The following is a 17,389-nucleotide window of genomic DNA, read 5'->3' as shown; positions in this document are numbered from 1 at the left end:
CTCATTCCATATCGGTAGTTGTTCTGATCGCGTAGAACTTGCGGAGGGTCTCGTGCACGTGCCAGATCGTGCGGTCGCCTTCGGCGAACGAGACGATGTCACCCGTGGTGATGGTGCGGGGGGCCGCGTCGCCGACGGTGAGTGTGGCGCGGCCGGCGAGGACGACGAAGATCTCCTCCGCTTCGATGTCGCGGGCGGTTCCCGGAGTCATCACCCATACGCCGGCCTCGACCGTCCCGGACTGCGACCACAGATCACGAGTCGAGGTCGTCGGTGCGCCGGAGAGGACGTCGACTGCGAGGACCTGCTCGAAGGGACCGTCCTCATAGAAAGCGGACGTGCTGATGCCGGTCATCGCAGTCGCCCGGCCGCGGCGACCGCGATCTTCGCGAACGCCAGTCCGACGGGACGCAGCTGATCGATGGGCACGCGATCGATGGTGTCGGAGGGGTGGAAGAGGTATATCTGAGCGGCGACGAGGCTGACGGCGGGGATCCCCGCCTCGGCGAAGTAGTAGGCGTCGCTGACGACCTCGTCGGGACGGAAGACGTAGGGGATCTCCTCCGCACCGGGCTGATGCGTCACCGGGAGGTCGTGCACCGTCGGGCACGGAGTCGGTGCGGTCTCGATCGTCACGTCGTCCAGGCCGAAGCTGCGCAGCGCACCTGCGATGAATTCGGCGGATGCTCGCCCCTGCGGGGTGCCGGTCTTCCGGTGGCCAAGAGCGGTGAGGTGCTCGATCCAGCCGAGGATGCGCTCCGTCGTGGGGAAGGTGCTGAGGTCGGCGGCGGTGGTGAGGGAGGGGGTCATCGAGGGGCCTTCTCTACTTTGGCGGCGGCGGTCGCGTTCGCCACTGTGCGGAGGTCGATCGCCGCGGTGACCGCGGAGTGCGACTTCGCGTTGATGTTCCAGAACAGCAGAACGACGGCCGAGGCCACGACGATGAGGGCGGGAACCCACGTCTGGAGGGCGATAATCGAGGTGATCACCGCTGATGAGGGGGCGGCGAGCGGGTCGAAGCCGGAGGCCTGGAGCACGGTGCCGAGGGTGACGGCCGCCAGCGATCCGGAGACGCCGATCACGAGGCTGAACCAACCGAGGATGACGGCGACCTTGTCGTCGCCGAGGTGCAGCTCCGTGACCTTGCGGAGGTCGTAGACCATGGCGTAGCTGCAGTTGAGGACGATGAAGTTGCACACGCCGAACGCGGCCGTGATGATCACGCCGGAGAGGTAATGGGAATGAGGGTGTACTTCGTCGACAGGTACTCATGGATTCCCTCGGCGCCGCCCTCGCGGCCGATGCCCGACTGCTTCACGCCGCCGAACGGGGCCGCCGCGTTGGAGAGGACGCCGACGTTCAGGCCCATCATCCCGGTGTCGAGAGCGTCGATCATGCGGTTGCCGCGGGCGAGTGACTCGGTGAAGACGTAAGAGACCAGTCCGTACTGCGTGTCGTTCGCGAGGCGCACGGCCTCGGCCTCGTCATCGAATTCCACGATCGAGACGACGGGCCCGAAGATCTCCTCGCGGAGAATCTCGCTGCCGGAGGGCACTCCGGTCACGATGGTGGGCGCGTAAAAGCTTCCCGCGCCCTCCAGGGCGCGCCCGCCCGTGACAAGGGTGGCGCCACGGGTGAGGGCGTCCTGGACCAGGGAGTCGGCCTTCTGCACGGCTGCGTCGTTGATCAGGGGCCCGATGGCGACCCCCTCCTCGGTGCCTCGGCCGACGCGCATGTTCGAAACCGCGTCCGCGAGCCGCGTGGCGAACTCGCTGGCGACGGTGCTGTGGACGATGAAGCGGTTCGCGGCCGTGCAGGCCTGGCCGGTGTTGCGGAACTTGGCGGCAAGGGCTCCGGCCACGGCCTTGTCCAGGTCGGCGTCCTTGAACACCACGAAGGGGGCGTTGCCGCCGAGCTCCATCGAGGTGCGCAGCACGTTCTCAGACGCCTGCTGGATCAGCGTGCGACCCACAGGCGTGGACCCGGTGAAGGAGAGCTTGCGCAGGCGCGGGTCGGCGATGATCGGCTCCGACACGGCCGCCGAGGTGGACGTCGTGATGACGTTGAGCACGCCGGCGGGCAGGCCCGCCTCCTGGAGGAGCGCGGCCAGGAGCAGTGTCGTGAGGGGCGTGAGTGTGGCCGGCTTCACGACGACGGTGCAGCCGGCGGCGAGTGCCGGAGCGATCTTCCGCGTGGCCATCGCGAGGGGGAAGTTCCACGGGGTGATGAGGTAGGACGGGCCGACGGGCCGCTGCGAGACGATCATGCGCCCCGTGCCTTCGGGGTTGTCGCCGAACCGGCCGGAGATGCGCACGGCCTCCTCGCTGAACCAGCGGAGGAACTCACCGCCGTAGGTGACCTCGCCCTGCGCCTCGCCGAGGGGCTTCCCCATCTCGAGTGTCATCAGGAGTGCGACGTCGTCGCGGCGCTGCTGCAGCAGGTCGAAGGTGCGGCGCAGGATCTCGCCGCGCACCCGCGGTGCCGTTCGCGCCCAGGACTCCTGGGCGTCGACGGCGGCATCGAGGGCCCGGAGCCCGTCGGCCGGGCTCGCGTCGGCGATCGCGGCCAGGCGGGTCCCGGTCGCCGGATCGTGCACCGGCACGGTCCTCGATCCGGAGGCGTTCACCCACTCCCCGCCGATGAAGAGGCGGGTGGGGACGCTGTCGAGGAGTTCGCGCTCCGTCAGTGCTGTCATCGTGATGATCTTTCTCGCGGGTCGGTCGGGATGCTGGGAGGGGGTGATGCGTCGATTAGTCGGTCTCGGAGCCGTGGCAGTACGGGCAGTCCGTTTCGTCGCAGTCCCACTCCTGTTCGGGGAGGCCCATGCTCAGGGGTAGAGGCCGCGGAGGCGGTGAGCGTCGGTGACGCGCTTGACGGCCAGAGCGGTGGCGGCCGCGCGAAGGGTCAGGCCGTGGAGGGAGGCGAAGGCGGTGACGTCATCCCATCCGGAGCGCATGCGTTCAGCGAGGCGGGTCTCCACCTCGTCGAGGCTCCACCGGTAGGCCTGGTTCGACTGCACCCATTCGAAGTACGAGACGATCACCCCGCCGGCGTTCGCGAGGATGTCGGGCACGACGAGCACCCCTGCGGAGGCGAGGATGCGGTCGGCCTCGCGGGTGGTGGGACCGTTGGCGCCTTCGACGACGATGCGGGCTCTCACTCGGGAGGCGTTCTCGGTGTTCAGGACACCTTCTACTGCGGCCGGTATGAGCAGATCGACGTTCAGCTCGAGCAATTCGGAGCTCACGAGCGCTTCTGCACCAAGGAATCCGACGACGGTGCCGTCGGTGTCGACGTGGCGGCCGAGCGCCTCGACGTCGATTCCGGCTGGAGCGTGCACGGCGCCGTACTGGTCGGAGACGGCGACGACGGCGACGCCGGCCTGGTGCAGGAAGCGGGCGGCGTCGCGGCCGACTTTTCCGAATCCCTGGACTGCGGCGGTTGCCGTGGCCGTGTCGATGCCGGTGGTCTCGAGAGCGGCGAGGGCGACGTGCACGACTCCGCGGGACGTGGCGCTCGTGCGGCCGAGCGAGCCGCCGAGGCTGAGGGGCTTGCCCGTCACGACTCCGGGAACGGTGTGGCCCTGGCTGACGGAGTAGGTATCCATCATCCAGGCCATCACCCGCTCGTCGGTGCCGATGTCCGGGGCCGGGATGTCGTGCTGCGGGCCGATGATCGGCAGGATCTCGGTGGTGTACCGCCGGGTCACCCGCTCCAGTTCTGCGCTGGAGTACTGGCGCGGGTCGATCGCGATCCCGCCCTTGGCGCCGCCGTAGGGTACGTCGAGCAGAGCGCACTTCCAGGTCATCCACATGGCGAGCGCGCGCACCTCGTCGACGTCGACGGAGGCGCTGTAGCGCAGGCCTCCCTTGGCGGGGCCGCGAGAGATGTTGTGCTGGATCCGGTAGCCGGTCAGCACCTCCACGGTTCCGTCGTCGCGTCGGAGCGGGATGCTGACGGTGAGCTCGCGGCGGCTCGCAGCGAGCATCGCGTGGGTGCCCTCGTCGTAGCCGTGGAAGGCGACCGCGTCGGCGAGCTGTGCGTGGGCGTCGGCCAGCGCCTGATTGCCTGCGCCGCGTGTGATCGATGAAGGTGCGGCATCGGGGGTACCGGTCGTGGTGGCCGCGGTGGGAGAGGGTGCGATGGTCATCAGCTGGCCGCCAGGGCGTCGCGCAGGACATCGAGTCCGTCGTGTGCCAGTTCGTCGGAGATCGCGAGCGGAGGGAGGAAGCGAATGACGTTGCCGAAGGTGCCGCAAGTCAGAAGCATCAGCCCGTGGGCGTGCGCGGCTGCAGCGATGCGACCGGTGAGTGCTGCGTCGGGGTCGCCGGTGGTGGGGTCGACGAGTTCGATTGCGAGCATGGCGCCCCGGCCGCGGATGTCGCCGATGCGGGGGTCCGCTCCGCGCATCTCCTCCAGTCGACCGTGGAACAGGGTCTCGAGCTTGCGAGCGCGCTCGATGAGGTTCTCGCGCTCGTAGGTCTCGATCGTGGCGAGTGCCGCAGCGCAGGCGAGTGGATTACCGGCGTAGGTGCCGCCGAGCCCGCCGACGTGGGCCGAGTCCATGATGTCTGCGCGGCCGGTGACGGCGGAGAGCGGGAGCCCACCGGCGATGCCCTTGGCCGTGACGATGAGGTCGGGCTCGATGCCCTCGTGCTCGCTGGCGAACAGGGCACCCGTGCGGGCGAAGCCGGTCTGCACCTCGTCGGCGATGAACACGACGTCGTGTGCGCGGGCCCACTCGAGCAGGGCCGGGAGGAAACCGGGGGCCGGAACGATGAAGCCGCCCTCACCCTGGATGGGTTCGATGATGACTGCGGCGACGTTCGCGGCGCCGATCTGCTTCTCGATCATGCTGATGGCGCGCGCGGCGGCCGCGGCACCGGAGAGCCCACTGTCACGGAAGGGGTAGGAGAGGGGGGCCCGGTACACCTCGGGCGCGAAGGGACCGAAGCCGGACTTGTAGGGCATGGCCTTCGCTGTGAGCGCCATCGTGAGGTTGGTACGGCCGTGGTACGCGTGGTCGAAGGCCACGACGGCCTGCCTGCCGGTGTGGTGGCGTGCGATCTTGACGGCGTTCTCGACCGCTTCGGCGCCTGAGTTGAACAGGGCGGTGCGCTTGTCGAACTCGCCCGGGGTGATGGCGTTGAGCTTCTCAGCGACCTCGACGTAGCCCTCGTAGCCGGTGACGGTGAAGCAGGTGTGCGTGAAGGCGGCGACCTGGCGCTGCACCGCCTCGACGACAGCGGGGGCCGAGTTACCGACACCGGTGACGGCGATGCCGGACCCGAAGTCGATCAGCGTGTTCCCATCGACATCGCGGACGACGCCGCCGCCCGCGGCCTTGACGTAGATCGGGAGCGTGACACCGACGCCCGCCGCGACGGCGGCCGTCTTCCGGGCATGGAGTTCACGGGAGCGCGGGCCAGGGATCTCCGTGAGAAGTTCACGCTTCTGGGTGAGCGTCGGGCCACCGATTCCGGTGCCGGCTACGGGCAGTACGGTCATCCCACGTCCTCCTGATCGATCGAGTGCCCTCACGCTAAGCCGGGCGAATCACTCGGCCCCATGCCTGAGTGGCACAGATTCCGGCTGCGAATGCCTCTCAGGCAGTCGATTGTTGAACGATCTGCGGTTAGCTGACGCTATGACCGTGACCGTCCGCGACCTTGTCGCGTATGAGCCCCTCGGGCTCACGCTGCTGACGTCGGGGTTCGACGAACAGGAAATCGGGTGGTCCCACTCCTCGGACCTCGCCGACCCCAGCCCGTTCCTGGAACCAGGACAATTTCTCCTCACGACCGGGCGTCAGTTCGCGACGTTCACTGATCGCTCGTCGTTCGACGAGTACGTCCGCCGGCTCGATCAGGCCGGAGCGGTGGCGATCGGGTTCGGGACCGAAGTCGTCGAAGCGGGAACACCGCGCCGTCTCGTCGAGGCGTGCGAAGCTGCGTCCCTGGCACTGATAGAGGTGCCCTACGCGACTCCCTTCATCGCGGTCAGCAGGTTCATTGCCGACCGGCACGCCGCCGAGTCGCGCCGACAGATCGAGTGGGCCCTACAGGCGCAAGAAGCGATTTCGAAAGCCGCCTTGAGTTCCGGTGGTCTCCACATGGCCATAGGCACAGCGGCGGCGGCGCTGCATGGCGATGTCGCAGTACTCGACTCCGAGGGTCAGATCGTGCACGGCGCTGCACCTCAGCCGCTTCACGAGCGGGCGCGAACCCTGCTGAAGCTCGGCACTCGAGCTAGGGACGAAGGGCGTGACGACTCAGGTCACTGGGTCATCAACACACTCGGCCGCACGGGTGCGCTGGTCGGAGCGACAGTGATCAGTCGGCCTAGTATCCAAGGATCCGCAGACAGGTCCGTCGAGACGCTGCTGACTGCTCTGACGGAGCTTTCCCTAGAGCACGCGGAGGATCAGCGCCTGGGTTTCCGCTCCGTCGCGGGTCACCTGCTCGGACTGCTGCTGGACGGGCGCATCGACTCCGTCGACGAGGCGCTCAGTCACTACTCGATCGAGCTGCCCAAGAGCCCGGTGGTCGTCTTCAGCCTGCCCCTCGACAGCGTCCCGACCGCGCTACGCGACTCCCTGGAGCGCATGTCCGCCACAGCCGGAGCGCGCCTGTTCGCGGTGCAGTCCGACGACGCGCTCCTCGTCCTCACCGATCAAAGCGGCCGCCGCAGAGTCGCCGACCGCATCGCAGAGGATCGAGTGAGCGCGGGGACCGCGACAGCCGATCGTTGGACCGACCTCGCCGACGCGACGAAACAGTCGCGCGCGGCGCTAAGCGGAGCGAGGGCGGGGGAGATCCGCTCGTTCGATGACCTGAGCCGCAGTTCCGTGCTCGGACTGCTCGCGGAAAACCGGGTGGCAGACCTCGCCAGAGCGAGAACAGCTGCACTCCTCCGCTCCGACATCGGGCACGCGCTGCTGCAGGAGGCTGCAGTGTGGCTGCGGCACGACGCCTCGTGGGAACGAGCGGCCCGGGACTTGAATCTGCACCGTCATACGCTGAAGCAGCGCATGACCGCTCTCGGTGGGGAGCTCGGGTTGCCCCTAAACGAGTTCAAAGGCCGTGCCGAGCTGTGGGCACTTCTCGTGGCACTCGATCTCGCTCGACCATGAACGCGACGCGGAGCCCAGCCGCGGCACTGCTGATCAGCTCTGCCGGTGGTAGTCGGCAGCAGTCGGCGAATCAAGTCGTAGCCAGTACCCCGACTCTGCCCGGGAGCCGCTGCAGCCGTCCGCATAGAGGCCGATGGGCGGGACGCCAAGCGTTTGGCTACGCCGTAGCGTCTGGTCTAATCAGCACTGGGACCGGACTACTGACATAATCTCGATTATAAGAGACCGATGAGCGCGGGCTGAGGGCTCCAGGCGCAACAACCTACGGGCGACTCGCGGTGCGGTCGTCTCCCTCAGTTCTCGCCGGCGGCAGCGGTGCGAATGGGAGTGATGACCGGCTCGCGATCAGCCAGAGGCCCTCGTGGAGGGCGATCGTGTCGTCGTAGACGACACCGTGGACGGAACCGTCGTGCATGATCATCGGCCCCTTGGATCGCACGGCAGCGGACTCTCCGGACTCTGTGATGACGACGTTCGTCAAGAAGTGCGACAGGGGCGCGCGCCCAGAGGCGAACAGTCGCCCGGCGGCAGCACGCAGAGCGTCGAGGCTCTGGAAGGCGCCCAGTCCCGAGCGCGTCATGTCGTAGGTGGCGTCCGGCGTGAACACCTCGTCGAGTCCGTCCAACTCGTTCTCATCGACCAGGAATGCCTGGCGGGCGAGGGTCTCGGCGATTAGCTGACGATCGGTCACTGTGAGCAGTGCATCTCCTTGCTTGGTACTGAATTCCCCAACACACGCAGTACCGATCCGGACGGAGAGCGGCGGTGGCGATACCGTGGTCCTATGAACCGGCCGTCTTCCCAGACGAAGACTGCTTCGCTGTCCCTGGTCGAGCGGAAGCAGCGCGCGGCGCGCGGGCGGATTATCGAGGCGGCCGATGCTCCGTTCTCCGAGCGGGGCTTCGACAGCGTCTCCGTCACGGACATCGCGGAACGTGCCGAGGTGGGGCGCACCACCTTCTTCCGCCATTTCGGCGACAAGACCGAGGTCGTCTTCGCCAAGGAGTAGGCCACGCTCGACGCGATCGGCGACGCGGCCTCCGCGGAGTGGACTCCGGCCCTGTCGATGGAGTCTCTCGCTGGCGCTCTGAGCGCGCTCGAGCCGCTCGTGCTCCACCTGTGCCAGCAGGCGACGATCGACGTCGACGCCTACCGGCGGCACGTCGACCTCCTCGAAGGGCACGAGGAGTTGCGCGCACGGGAAGCGCTGAAGCACCAGTACATGGCAAAGGAGCTCGCCGCAGCGCTCGTCGCGCACGGGGCGCCTCCCGCGGTCGCCACCACGGCTGCTCAGCTCGCGGTCGCCTGCTACTCCAGCGGACGCATCCTGGCGACGACCCCTGGCGACCTCGTCTCCGAGACCCGCTCTGTTTTCAGCAGCCTGCTGGAGATGAAGGCGACGACCGTCGGCGCGTGAAGCCCCGCCTGCGATGCGATTCGTGCGGCGCAGATTCCGGCCGCTGGTGACGATCGGATCGGAGGTCGGCGCTGCGGGCGAGCGCGCGTGTGTGCCCCCTGCGCCGCTGGGGCGGAGGGGGCACCGGAGTGCGGTCGGCTACTCGGTCTCGGCGCGGTCTCCGGGGACGATGGTGGTCAGGATCTGGCGGAGGCCTTCGGCGTAGGTGACAATCTCGTCGCCGGGCTGGAGGTAGACGCCGGCGTCGTGGGCGTCGCGAACGTAGGCCTTGAGGGCGGAGTCGACGACGGAGTCCGCATTGGTGCCCAGGCTGCCTGGCGTACTTGAGAAAGCCGAGGATGCGCTGGCGGGTGTCGGGGGCGCGGTAGACGACTCCCTCGGGGGTGCCGCTCTGCAGGATCGCGCCCTGGGCGATGGTGCCGGGGGTGGGGGTGAGGGAGCGCGGCACCGGAGTGACGCTGACGGAGGAGGGCGCCGACCTCTTCTTCGGACCGTACGTCGCCGGCACCCCGCTCGACGATCTCGCCCGGTACGACCGACCCGCCCGAGGCGCTCGACCGGTCCGAGTCGCCTCCCAGCACGGATTCACGGTCCCTCCGGTCCACAGGGACGTCTCGCTCCCCGCGGACCGGCCCGGATCAGGCGAAGGGGTCGGGCGTGAGGGTGTACTCGGTCTGCAGGTACTCGGCGATGCCCTCGGCCCCGCCCTCGCGGCCGAGGCCCGACATCTTCCAGCCGCCGAACGGCGCAGCCGCGTTGGAGACGACGCCGACGTTCAGTCCCATCATCCCGGTGTGCAGCGATTCGATCAGGCGCTGCCCGCGGGCGAGATCCTTCGTGAAGACGTAGGAGACGAGGCCGTACTCGGTGTCGTTGGCGAGTCTCACCGCCTCCGCCTCGTCGTCGAAAGGGACGATGGCGAGGACCGGTCCGAAGATCTCCTCGCGCAGGATCTCGCTCCCGGGCTGGACGTCGCTGACCACGGTCGCGTCGAAGAACGAACCGTGACGGTCGATCCGCGCGCCGCCGGTGCGCACGTGAGCGCCTCGCTGCACGGCGTCCGCCACGAGCGACTCGGCCTTCGCGACGGCGCGGTCATCGATCAGCGGACCGACGACGACGCCCTCCTCGGTCCCGCGTCCGACGCGGAAGCTTTCGACCCGCTCCGTCACTCGACGGGTGAACTCCTCGACGACGGAGCGGTGGACGATGAAACGGTTGGCCGCGGTGCAGGCCTGGCCGATGTTGCGGAACTTCGCGGCGATGGCTCCGTCGACGGCCTTGTCGAGGTCGGCGTCGTCGAAGACGACGAACGGTGCGTTGCCGCCGAGCTCCATCGACGTACGCAGCACGCCCTCGGCCGCCTGCTGAAGCAGCTTCTGGCCAACGGGGGTGGAGCCTGTGAAGGAGAGCTTGCGCAGACGGGGATCACTGATGATCGCGGCGGACACGGGTCCGGTCGAGGTCGTGGTGACGACATTGACGACGCCTGCGGGGAGGCCTGCGTCCTCGAGCAGCTGAGCGAAGGCGAGGGTCGTCAGCGGAGTGAGAGCGGCGGGCTTGATGACGACGGTGCAGCCGGCCGCCAGGGCCGGTGCGATCTTCCGGGTCGCCATCGCGAGAGGGAAGTTCCACGGCGTGATGAGGAAGCAGGGGCCGACCGGGTGCTGCGAGACAATGGTGCGGCCGGTGCCCTCGGGGTTCGTTCCGTAGCGGCCCTGCACACGGACGGCCTCCTCGCTGAACCACCGGAGGAACTCGCCTCCGTAGGCGACCTCGCCGAGCGCCTCGGTGTAGGGCTTGCCCATCTCGATCGACATCAGCAGGGCGAAGTCCTCCTTGCGCTCCTGGAGGAGGTCGAAGGCGCGGCGAAGGAGCTCCCCTCGCACGCGCGGAGCCGTTCGCGCCCAGGCGGGGAACGCCTCGCTCGCCGCGTCGATCGCGGCGACGCCGTCGGCGACGGAGGCGCTGGCGACCTCCTTGATCGGCTGCCCGGTCGCGGGGTCGTCGACGTGGAAGGTCGCGCCGTTCTCGGCATCGCGCCACACCCCGTCGATGAAGAGACGACCCGGCACGTTTTGCAGGAGTCGTGTCTCGCGGTTCTCAGTCATCTGTCTCCTCGTTTCCGGCGCGCCGTCGCGCCTGTCGATCGCTGTCCCGGGGCGCGGCTCGTGCGGCCGGGCGGGTTGCTCAGTACGAGCTCTCCCTGATGTCGTCGGCGTCGAGTGTCCAGGTCTGCGCGAGCGCTTCGGAGCTGCGCGCGAGCAGAGCGACGTCTGCTCCGACGAGCACGAACGTGGCGCCGGCTTCGAGGTAGGACCTCGCGACAGTCGGGTCGAACGCGTTGACGCCGACCGGCTTGCCGGCGGCGGTCACGGCGGTGAACACGTCGCGTACGGCAGCGACGACGTCCGGGTGGGTCTGCTGTCCGAGGACTCCCAGGGAAGCGGCGAGGTCGCTGGGCCCGACGAAGACGCCGTCGACGCCGTCCACCGCCGCGATCTCGGCGGCGGCGTGCACGCCCTCGACGGTCTCGATCTGCACGAACAGGGAGACGTGCTGATCGGCGTCGTGGAGGTACCCCTCGACACGGTTCCAGCGACCGGATCGCGCGAGCGCGGATCCGACTCCGCGCCTGCCCCGCGGCGGGTAGCGGACCCCCTCCACGGCGGCTCGCGCCTCCTGAGCGGAGGACACCATCGGGACCAGCACGTTCTGCGCTCCCGCGTCGAGGACCTGCTTGAGCACGACCTGGTCGTTGACCGGCACGCGCACCACCGGCGTGATCGGGTAGCCGGAGACGGCGTGCAGCTGCGCGACGACCGATTCGAGCCCGTTCGGGGCGTGCTCCATGTCGATCAGGAGCCAGTCGAGCCCGGAGCCCGCGCAGATCTCGGCGATCAGCGCTGACCCGGAGCACACCCACATGCCGGCGAGCGGCCGACCGGCATCACGGAGCTGATGACCGAAGGTCGGGTCTAGACGAAGCGGCACGAGATCGTCCCCATCTGTCCGTAGTCCGCGAGGACGGTGTCGCCGCGCTCCACCCACATCGGCCGGGTGAACGAGCCGGCGAGGATCACCTCGCCCGCCTCGAGCCGAGCGCCGTGCTGGGCGACCTTGTTCGCCAGCCAGGCCACGCCGGTCGCGGGGTGGTTGAGGACGGCCGCCGCGACACCCGACTCCTCGATGGTCTCGTTGCGGTAGAGCAGCGCGGAGACCCAGCGCAGATCGATCGCCTCGGGCTTCGTCGGGTTCCCGCCGAGCACCAGGCCTCCGTAGGCCGCGTTGTCGCTGATCGTGTCGACGATGGTGCGACCCTCCAGCTCGATGTGGGAGTTGAGGATCTCGAGCGCCGGCGTGACGTACTCGGTGGCACGGAGCACGTCGAAGAGCGTGCAGCCCGGGCCCTCGAGCGGCTCCTTCAGCACGAAGGCGAGCTCGACCTCGATGCGGACGTTCGAGAAGGCGTCGAAGGGGATCCTCGAGCCGTTCTCCCAGACGGTGTCATCGAACATGACGCCGTAGTCGGGCTCGGTGATGCCCGTTGCGACCTGCATCACCCGCGAGGTCAGTCCGATCTTGCGGCCGATGATGCGGTGTCCCTCGGCGAGCCGCCGATCGCGCCAGACGCCCTGGATCGCGTACGAGTCCTCGACCGTGGCCTCGGGATAGCGTGCGGTGATCCGGCGCATCGGCGTCCGGGTCCGTTCGGCCTCGGCGAGTTCGCGGGCGAGCGCGGTGAGGGTGGCGTCCTCGAGCACAGTGTGCTCCCTTCGTGGTGATCGGCGGGCGGCAGGGGAGGGGTCAGAGCTGGTTGCCGAGCTTGTACTCGCCCTGCTTGTACTCCGGCATCGACGCGTCGTCGCCGGGGCGGGTGTAGGAGAAGCCGTCGGCGCCGATGGTGACGGCCATCTCGCTGTCGTCGGTGCGGGCGACGAGGGGCTGGGGGTTGCCGTCGAGGTCGAGGACGAGGGACGCCTCGGTGTACCAGCTCGGAACGACGGGGGTGCCCCACCAGTCGCGGCGCTGGTTGTCGTGGACGTCCCAGGAGACGACGGGGTTGTCGGGGTCGCCGGTGTAGTAGTCCTGCGTGTAGATTTCGAGGCGGTGACCGTCGGGGTCGCGCAGGTAGAGGTAGAAGGCGTTGGACACGCCGTGCCGGCCGGGACCGCGCTCGATGGTGTCCGACATGCGCAGGGCGCCGAGCTTGTCGCAGATGGCGAGGATGTTGTGCTTCTCGTGCGTGGCGAAGGCGACGTGGTGCATCCGGGGCCCGTCACCGCCGGTCATGGCGGTGTCGTGCACGGTGGACTTGCGGCGCATCCACGCGGCGTAGACGGTGCCGTCCTCGTCCTGGATGTCCTCCGTGGTGCGGAAGCCGAGGTCGGACATGTACTTCACCGCGCGGGGGACGTCGGGGGTGACCTGGTTGAAGTGGTCGAGCCTGACGAGGGCGCCGGGGGTGTAGAGGTCGTAGCGCCAGGCGAGGCGCTCGACGTGCTCGACGTCGTGGAAGAACTCGTAGGGGAAGCCCAGCGGGTCCTCGACCCGGACGGAGTCGCCGATGCCCTTGTTCCAGCCCTCGGCGCGGCGTTCGACGCGGCAGCCCAGCTCCTCGTAGAACGCGACAGCGCGGTCGAGGTCCTCCGGAGAGCGCACCCGGTACGAGAAGGCGGCGACCGCTGCGACCGGTCCCTTGCGCAGCACGAGGTTGTGGTGGATGAACTCCTCCATCGAGCGCAGGTAGACGGCGTCGTCGTCCTCCTCCGTCACGACGAGCCCGAGGACGTCGACGTAGTAGTTGCGGGAGCGGGCGAGGTCGGTGACGACGAGCTCCATGTAGGCGCAGCGCAGCACGTCGGGCGCGGGCGCGGCAGGAGTCGGCACCGGATTCTTCGCGATGATCGGCACTTCGGCGGTCACGTAGAAGCCGGAGGAGGTGGGCGTGCGGTCGATGGTCATGTCAGCGTCCTTGCTCATAGTGGTGGTCGGGCGCCGCGACGAGTCTTCAGTCGCGGCACCCGGATCTGCTGTCGGAGCGGGAGCGGCTCCCGCGGGCGGAGACGCCCGGTCAGTGGTGGGCGGCACCGGCCTTGCCGAAGGTCGGATTGTGCACCTCGCCCAGAGTGATGTGCACGGCCTGCTGGTCGGTGTAGAAGTCGATCGAGCGGTAGCCGCCCTCGTGACCGAGGCCCGAGGCCTTCACGCCGCCGAACGGGGTGCGCAGGTCGCGCACGTTGTTCGAGTTCAGCCAGACCATGCCCGCCTCGATGTCCTGCGCGAAGTTGTGGGCGCGCTTGAGGTCGTTGGTCCAGACGTAGGCGGCGAGCCCGTAGCGGACGCCGTTCGCGAGAGCGAGTGCCTCCTCGTCGGAGTCGAACGGGGTTATCGCGACGACCGGGCCGAAGATCTCCTCCTGGAAGATCCGGGCGTCTGGGGCGACATCGGCGAAGACGGTGGGAGCGACGAAGTTGCCCTCGTCGAAGCCCTCCGCACGACCGCCGCCGGCGACTAGGCGCGCCTCGCCCTTGCCGATCTCGATGTAGCTCATGACCTTGTCGTAGTGCTCGGGGTGCACGAGCGCACCGACCTCCGTCGCGGGGTCGTGCGGGTAGCCGACGACCACGCGCTCGGCCTGGGCGGCGTACCGCTCGACGAAGTCGTCGTAGACCGAGCGCTCGACGAGGATGCGGCTGCCTGCGGTGCAGCGCTCACCGTTGAGGGAGAACACTCCGAAGATGGTCGCGTCGATCGCGGCGTCGAGGTCGGCGTCGGCGAAGACGATGGCGGGGGACTTCCCGCCGAGCTCCATGGACAGGCCCTTGAGGAACGGTGCCGCGTTGCCGAAGATCAGCTGCCCGGTGCCGCTCTCGCCGGTGAAGGAGATCAGCGGAACATCGGGGTGCTTGACCAGCGCGTCACCGGCGTCCTCGCCCAGGCCGTTGACGAGGTTGAAGACTCCCCGGGGGAGTCCGGCCTCCTCGAAGATCCCTGCCCAGAGCGAAGCCGACAGCGGGGTGAACTCGGCGGGCTTGAGCACGACGGTGTTGCCGGTCGCGAGCGCCGGGCCGAGCTTCCACGACTCGAGCATGAAGGGGGTGTTCCAGGGGGTGATCAGCCCGGCGACACCGATCGGCTTGCGATTGACGTAGTTGATCTGCCGGCCGGGCACCTTGTAGGTGTCGTCGGACTGGGCGACGATCAGGTCGGCGAAGAATCGGAAGTTCTCCGCTGCGCGGCGGGCCTGGCCGAGGGCCTGGGTGATCGGGAGCCCGGAGTCGAAGGACTCGAGCTCGGCGAGCCGGGCGTCGCGCTCCTCGACGAGGTCGGCGATGCGGTGCAGGATCCGGGAGCGCTCGCGAGGGAGCATCCGGGGCCAGGGGCCGTCGGTGAAGGCGCGGCGGGCGGCGGCCACGGCGAGGTCGACGTCGGCCTTCTTGCCGGCCGCGGCCTGGAGGTAGGTCGTGTTCGAGACAGGGTCGAGGACATCGAAGGTGTCGCCGTCGACGGAGTCGACGAAGCGGCCGTCGATGTAGTGCTGGATGCGCTCCGGCAGATCTGCGGGGACGTAGCGCGGCGCTGCGGCTGTGGTGGTGTCGGACACGGGTCCTCCTGGAGTTGAGGGTGGTCAGAAAGAGGAGAGGCCGAGGGCCTCGTCGGGATGCTCGTGGATGAGGTAGGCGTCGAGGGTCGCCGAGCGGTGGCGCCGTGCTGCCTTCTCGATCTCGCCGAGGGGAGCGGAGTTCTCGATGAGGACCAGGATGTTCTGGTGCTCGCGGACAGACTCCTGAGCGCGGCCGGGGACGAACGAGAATGTCGAGTCCCGCAGATGGCCGAGGCGCCCCCACTCGGCCTCGACGAGCTCGAGCATCCGAGGGTTCCCGCACTTCGCGAAGAGGAGTGCGTGAAACTGCTGGTTGAGGGCGGTGAACCCGCGCGGGTCGAAGCGCTCGAGGACGTCCATCATGAGGCCGTTCACATGGCGCGCTCGGCGGATGTCGTCCTCGGTGAGACGTCTAGCTGCGAGGGCGGTCGCGGCACCCTCGAGGACGCTCAGCGCCTGCATGCTGTCGCGGTACTGGGAGTCGTCGACCATCGACACGTGGGCGCCGACGTTCCGCTCGAAGGTGACCAGCCCCTCGGCCTCGAGCTGCCGGATCGCCTCCCGCACCGGCACAGCGCTCATGCCCAGGGTCGAGGCGATGCTGCCGAGGACCAGGCGGTAGCCGGGGGTGAAGTCGCCGTCGAGGATTCGCTTGCGGATCCACTCCCGCGCCTGCTGGGACTTGCTCTGGGCCGTCATCGGGCCGCTCTCGGTCATCGCGTCGCGCGCCATGCGGAGTACCGTTCCTTCCACTCCGCGTTCATCGGGAAGAGCCCGTCGACGGCGTGCCCCTCGGAGACTCGCTCGGCGATCCACGCGTCCTCCTCCTCCTGGGCGAGAGCGGCCTCGACGACCTCCTCGACGAGCGCGCGGGGAACGACGATCACTCCGTCGGCGTCGCCGACGATCACGTCGCCCGGCTGCACGGTGGCGCCACCGCAGGCGATGGTGATGTCGGAGTCCCACGGGACGTGCCGGCGCCCGAGGACCGCGGGATGGACTCCGGAGGAGAAGACCGGGAGGCCGATGTCCGAGACGGCCGCGCTGTCGCGGACTCCGCCGTCGGTGACGACTCCAGCGGCACCGCGGGCGCGAGCCCTCAGGGCGAGGATGTCACCGAGGGTGCCGGAGCCGGTCTCTCCGCGGGCCTCGATCACGATCACCTCGCCGGCGCGGACCGAGTCGAAGATGCGCTTCTGCGCGTTGTACCCGCCTCCGTGCGAGGCGAACAGGTCCTCGCGTCGCGGGACGAAGCGCAGGGTCCTCGCGACCCCGACGAGCGCTGTGCCCGGTCGGAGCGGCCGGACCCCGTCGATCGTGGTGTCGTTCAGGCCGCGCTTGCGCAGCTGCGCGGACAGTCCTGCCACCGGGACCCGCTCGAGCGCGGCGCGGAGGTCGGGGTGGAGCGCCGTTCCGCTCTCGGCGGGGAGACCCGCCGCCTCGCGAGAGCCCCACGCCTCTGCGCGCTGGAGGTCGTCGACGGATGGTGTGGAGCCGAGGGCGGGGTCGAAAGCGACGGCTCCGGCCTCGACCGTCGTGATGAGCCGACCCGAGCTCGGCGCCCCGGTCGCCCGGGGAGCATCGACCTCGACCTCGACCACGTCGCCGGGCTGCACGACGGACGAGCCGGCGGGAGTGCCGGTGAGGACGATGTCGCCGGGCTCCAGCGTCAGGTGCTGGGACAGATCGGCCAGGATCTGCGGGAAGGAGAAGAGGAGGTCACCGGTCGTGTCGTCCTGAGCGATCTCGCCGTTGACCCAGGTGCGCACGCGCAGTTCGGCCGGATGGACGCCGTCCGCCCTAAAGCACGAGGCGCCGAGCGGGGTGAAGCCGTCCCCTCCCTTCGAGCGCACGTTGGACCCGGAGTCGTTGGCGCGGAGGTCGTAGAGCCCGAAATCGTTCGCCGCGGTGATCCAGCCGACGTGCGACCAGGCGTCCTCGGCGCTGATTCTGCGAAGGGGCCGCTCGATGACGAGAGCGATCTCGCCCTCGAAGGCCAGGAGCTCGGTGCCGAGCGGCCGCTCGATCGACGAGCCGGAGCCGGCGACCGAACTGCTGGGCTTGAGGAAGTAGGACGGAGCCGCCGGGCGTCTGCCTCGCTGCGCAGCACGGGAGGCGTACGCGAGGTGCACCGCGATGATCTTGCCGGGCCGCATCGGCAACGCGGAGAAGCGCTCGCGATCCGCCGATGACAGCCAGCCGCCCGCCGGGTGGTGATCAGACATGCAGAGCT

Annotated in this window: 17 protein-coding genes; 3 read left to right on the top strand and 14 right to left on the bottom strand. The window is 69.0% G+C overall.

Annotated elements, in window-relative coordinates:
• Position 1: 1 nt before the first annotated feature.
• The 6 genes from GSU72_RS21370 to gabT form a co-directional block, all read right to left on the bottom strand.
• Positions 2 to 355: a cupin domain-containing protein gene (locus GSU72_RS21370; RefSeq protein ID WP_208545236.1), complete on the bottom strand. Its 354-nt coding sequence runs from the start codon at positions 353 to 355 to the stop codon at positions 2 to 4.
• Entirely contained in the window at positions 352 to 810 is a 459-nt protein-coding gene (locus tag GSU72_RS20925; protein ID WP_159987196.1) for a hypothetical protein, read from the bottom strand. Before GSU72_RS20925 ends, GSU72_RS21370 begins: the two co-directional genes overlap by 4 nt.
• Positions 807 to 1,223 carry an MFS transporter gene (locus GSU72_RS20920; RefSeq protein ID WP_159987195.1) on the bottom strand — a complete coding sequence of 139 codons (417 nt, stop codon included), beginning with the start codon at positions 1,221 to 1,223 and terminating at the stop codon, positions 807 to 809. The genes GSU72_RS20925 and GSU72_RS20920 overlap by 4 nt, the downstream gene beginning before the upstream one ends.
• Positions 1,220 to 2,695: an NAD-dependent succinate-semialdehyde dehydrogenase gene (locus tag GSU72_RS20915; RefSeq protein ID WP_159987194.1), complete on the bottom strand. Its 1,476-nt coding sequence runs from the start codon at positions 2,693 to 2,695 to the stop codon at positions 1,220 to 1,222. Before GSU72_RS20915 ends, GSU72_RS20920 begins: the two co-directional genes overlap by 4 nt.
• A 132-nt stretch (positions 2,696 to 2,827) precedes the next feature.
• Positions 2,828 to 4,150 (bottom strand): Glu/Leu/Phe/Val dehydrogenase, encoded by a 1,323-nt coding sequence (locus GSU72_RS20910; RefSeq protein ID WP_159987193.1) that lies wholly within the window; start codon positions 4,148 to 4,150, stop codon positions 2,828 to 2,830.
• A complete protein-coding gene (gene gabT / locus GSU72_RS20905; RefSeq protein WP_159987192.1) occupies positions 4,150 to 5,508 on the bottom strand; it encodes a 4-aminobutyrate--2-oxoglutarate transaminase in 1,359 nt (452 codons plus the stop codon). Before gabT ends, GSU72_RS20910 begins: the two co-directional genes overlap by 1 nt.
• A gap of 139 nt (positions 5,509 to 5,647) precedes the next feature.
• Between gabT and GSU72_RS20900 the strand changes: the two genes are divergently transcribed.
• Positions 5,648 to 7,132, top strand: coding sequence for a PucR family transcriptional regulator (locus GSU72_RS20900; RefSeq protein WP_159987191.1), 1,485 nt, complete (start codon positions 5,648 to 5,650; stop codon positions 7,130 to 7,132).
• Positions 7,133 to 7,394: 262 nt separating this feature from the next.
• Here GSU72_RS20900 and GSU72_RS20895 read toward each other — a convergent pair whose 3' ends face one another.
• Complete coding sequence (locus GSU72_RS20895; protein WP_244256172.1) at positions 7,395 to 7,823, bottom strand: nuclear transport factor 2 family protein; 429 nt, start codon at positions 7,821 to 7,823, stop codon at positions 7,395 to 7,397.
• A gap of 93 nt (positions 7,824 to 7,916) precedes the next feature.
• Here GSU72_RS20895 and GSU72_RS21755 point away from each other — a divergent pair, with 93 nt between their 5' ends.
• On the top strand, positions 7,917 to 8,141 hold the full coding sequence (locus GSU72_RS21755) for a helix-turn-helix domain-containing protein (protein WP_244256171.1): 225 nt from the start codon (positions 7,917 to 7,919) through the stop codon (positions 8,139 to 8,141).
• 57 nt (positions 8,142 to 8,198) lie between these two features.
• Positions 8,199 to 8,549 carry a hypothetical protein gene (locus GSU72_RS21750; RefSeq protein ID WP_244256170.1) on the top strand — a complete coding sequence of 117 codons (351 nt, stop codon included), beginning with the start codon at positions 8,199 to 8,201 and terminating at the stop codon, positions 8,547 to 8,549.
• A 638-nt stretch (positions 8,550 to 9,187) separates the two neighbouring features.
• Here GSU72_RS21750 and GSU72_RS20885 read toward each other — a convergent pair.
• The 7 genes from GSU72_RS20885 to GSU72_RS20855 all read right to left on the bottom strand — a co-directional run bounded on the left by GSU72_RS20885 (position 9,188) and on the right by GSU72_RS20855 (position 17,381).
• A complete protein-coding gene (locus tag GSU72_RS20885; protein ID WP_159987190.1) occupies positions 9,188 to 10,660 on the bottom strand; it encodes an NAD-dependent succinate-semialdehyde dehydrogenase in 1,473 nt (490 codons plus the stop codon).
• Positions 10,661 to 10,739: 79 nt separating this feature from the next.
• Positions 10,740 to 11,543: an HpcH/HpaI aldolase/citrate lyase family protein gene (locus tag GSU72_RS20880; RefSeq protein ID WP_159987189.1), complete on the bottom strand. Its 804-nt coding sequence runs from the start codon at positions 11,541 to 11,543 to the stop codon at positions 10,740 to 10,742.
• Positions 11,528 to 12,313, bottom strand: a complete 786-nt coding sequence (hpaH, locus tag GSU72_RS20875; RefSeq protein ID WP_159987188.1) for a 2-oxo-hept-4-ene-1,7-dioate hydratase — start codon at positions 12,311 to 12,313, stop codon at positions 11,528 to 11,530. The genes GSU72_RS20880 and hpaH overlap by 16 nt, the downstream gene beginning before the upstream one ends.
• Before the next feature lie 43 nt (positions 12,314 to 12,356).
• Entirely contained in the window at positions 12,357 to 13,532 is a 1,176-nt protein-coding gene (gene hpaD, locus GSU72_RS20870; protein ID WP_208545235.1) for a 3,4-dihydroxyphenylacetate 2,3-dioxygenase, read from the bottom strand.
• Positions 13,533 to 13,623: 91 nt separating this feature from the next.
• Positions 13,624 to 15,156: a 5-carboxymethyl-2-hydroxymuconate semialdehyde dehydrogenase gene (gene hpaE, locus GSU72_RS20865; RefSeq protein WP_159987186.1), complete on the bottom strand. Its 1,533-nt coding sequence runs from the start codon at positions 15,154 to 15,156 to the stop codon at positions 13,624 to 13,626.
• Between the two features lie 24 nt (positions 15,157 to 15,180).
• On the bottom strand, positions 15,181 to 15,873 hold the full coding sequence (locus GSU72_RS20860; RefSeq protein ID WP_159987242.1) for a GntR family transcriptional regulator: 693 nt from the start codon (positions 15,871 to 15,873) through the stop codon (positions 15,181 to 15,183).
• Positions 15,870 to 17,381 carry a fumarylacetoacetate hydrolase family protein gene (locus tag GSU72_RS20855; protein ID WP_159987185.1) on the bottom strand — a complete coding sequence of 504 codons (1,512 nt, stop codon included), beginning with the start codon at positions 17,379 to 17,381 and terminating at the stop codon, positions 15,870 to 15,872. The genes GSU72_RS20860 and GSU72_RS20855 overlap by 4 nt, the downstream gene beginning before the upstream one ends.
• Between the last annotated feature and the right edge of the window lie 8 nt (positions 17,382 to 17,389).

This window comes from Rathayibacter sp. VKM Ac-2760 (assembly GCF_009834185.1).
GTDB lineage: Bacteria > Actinomycetota > Actinomycetes > Actinomycetales > Microbacteriaceae > Rathayibacter.
This window is presented reverse-complemented; position numbering and strand designations above follow the sequence as displayed.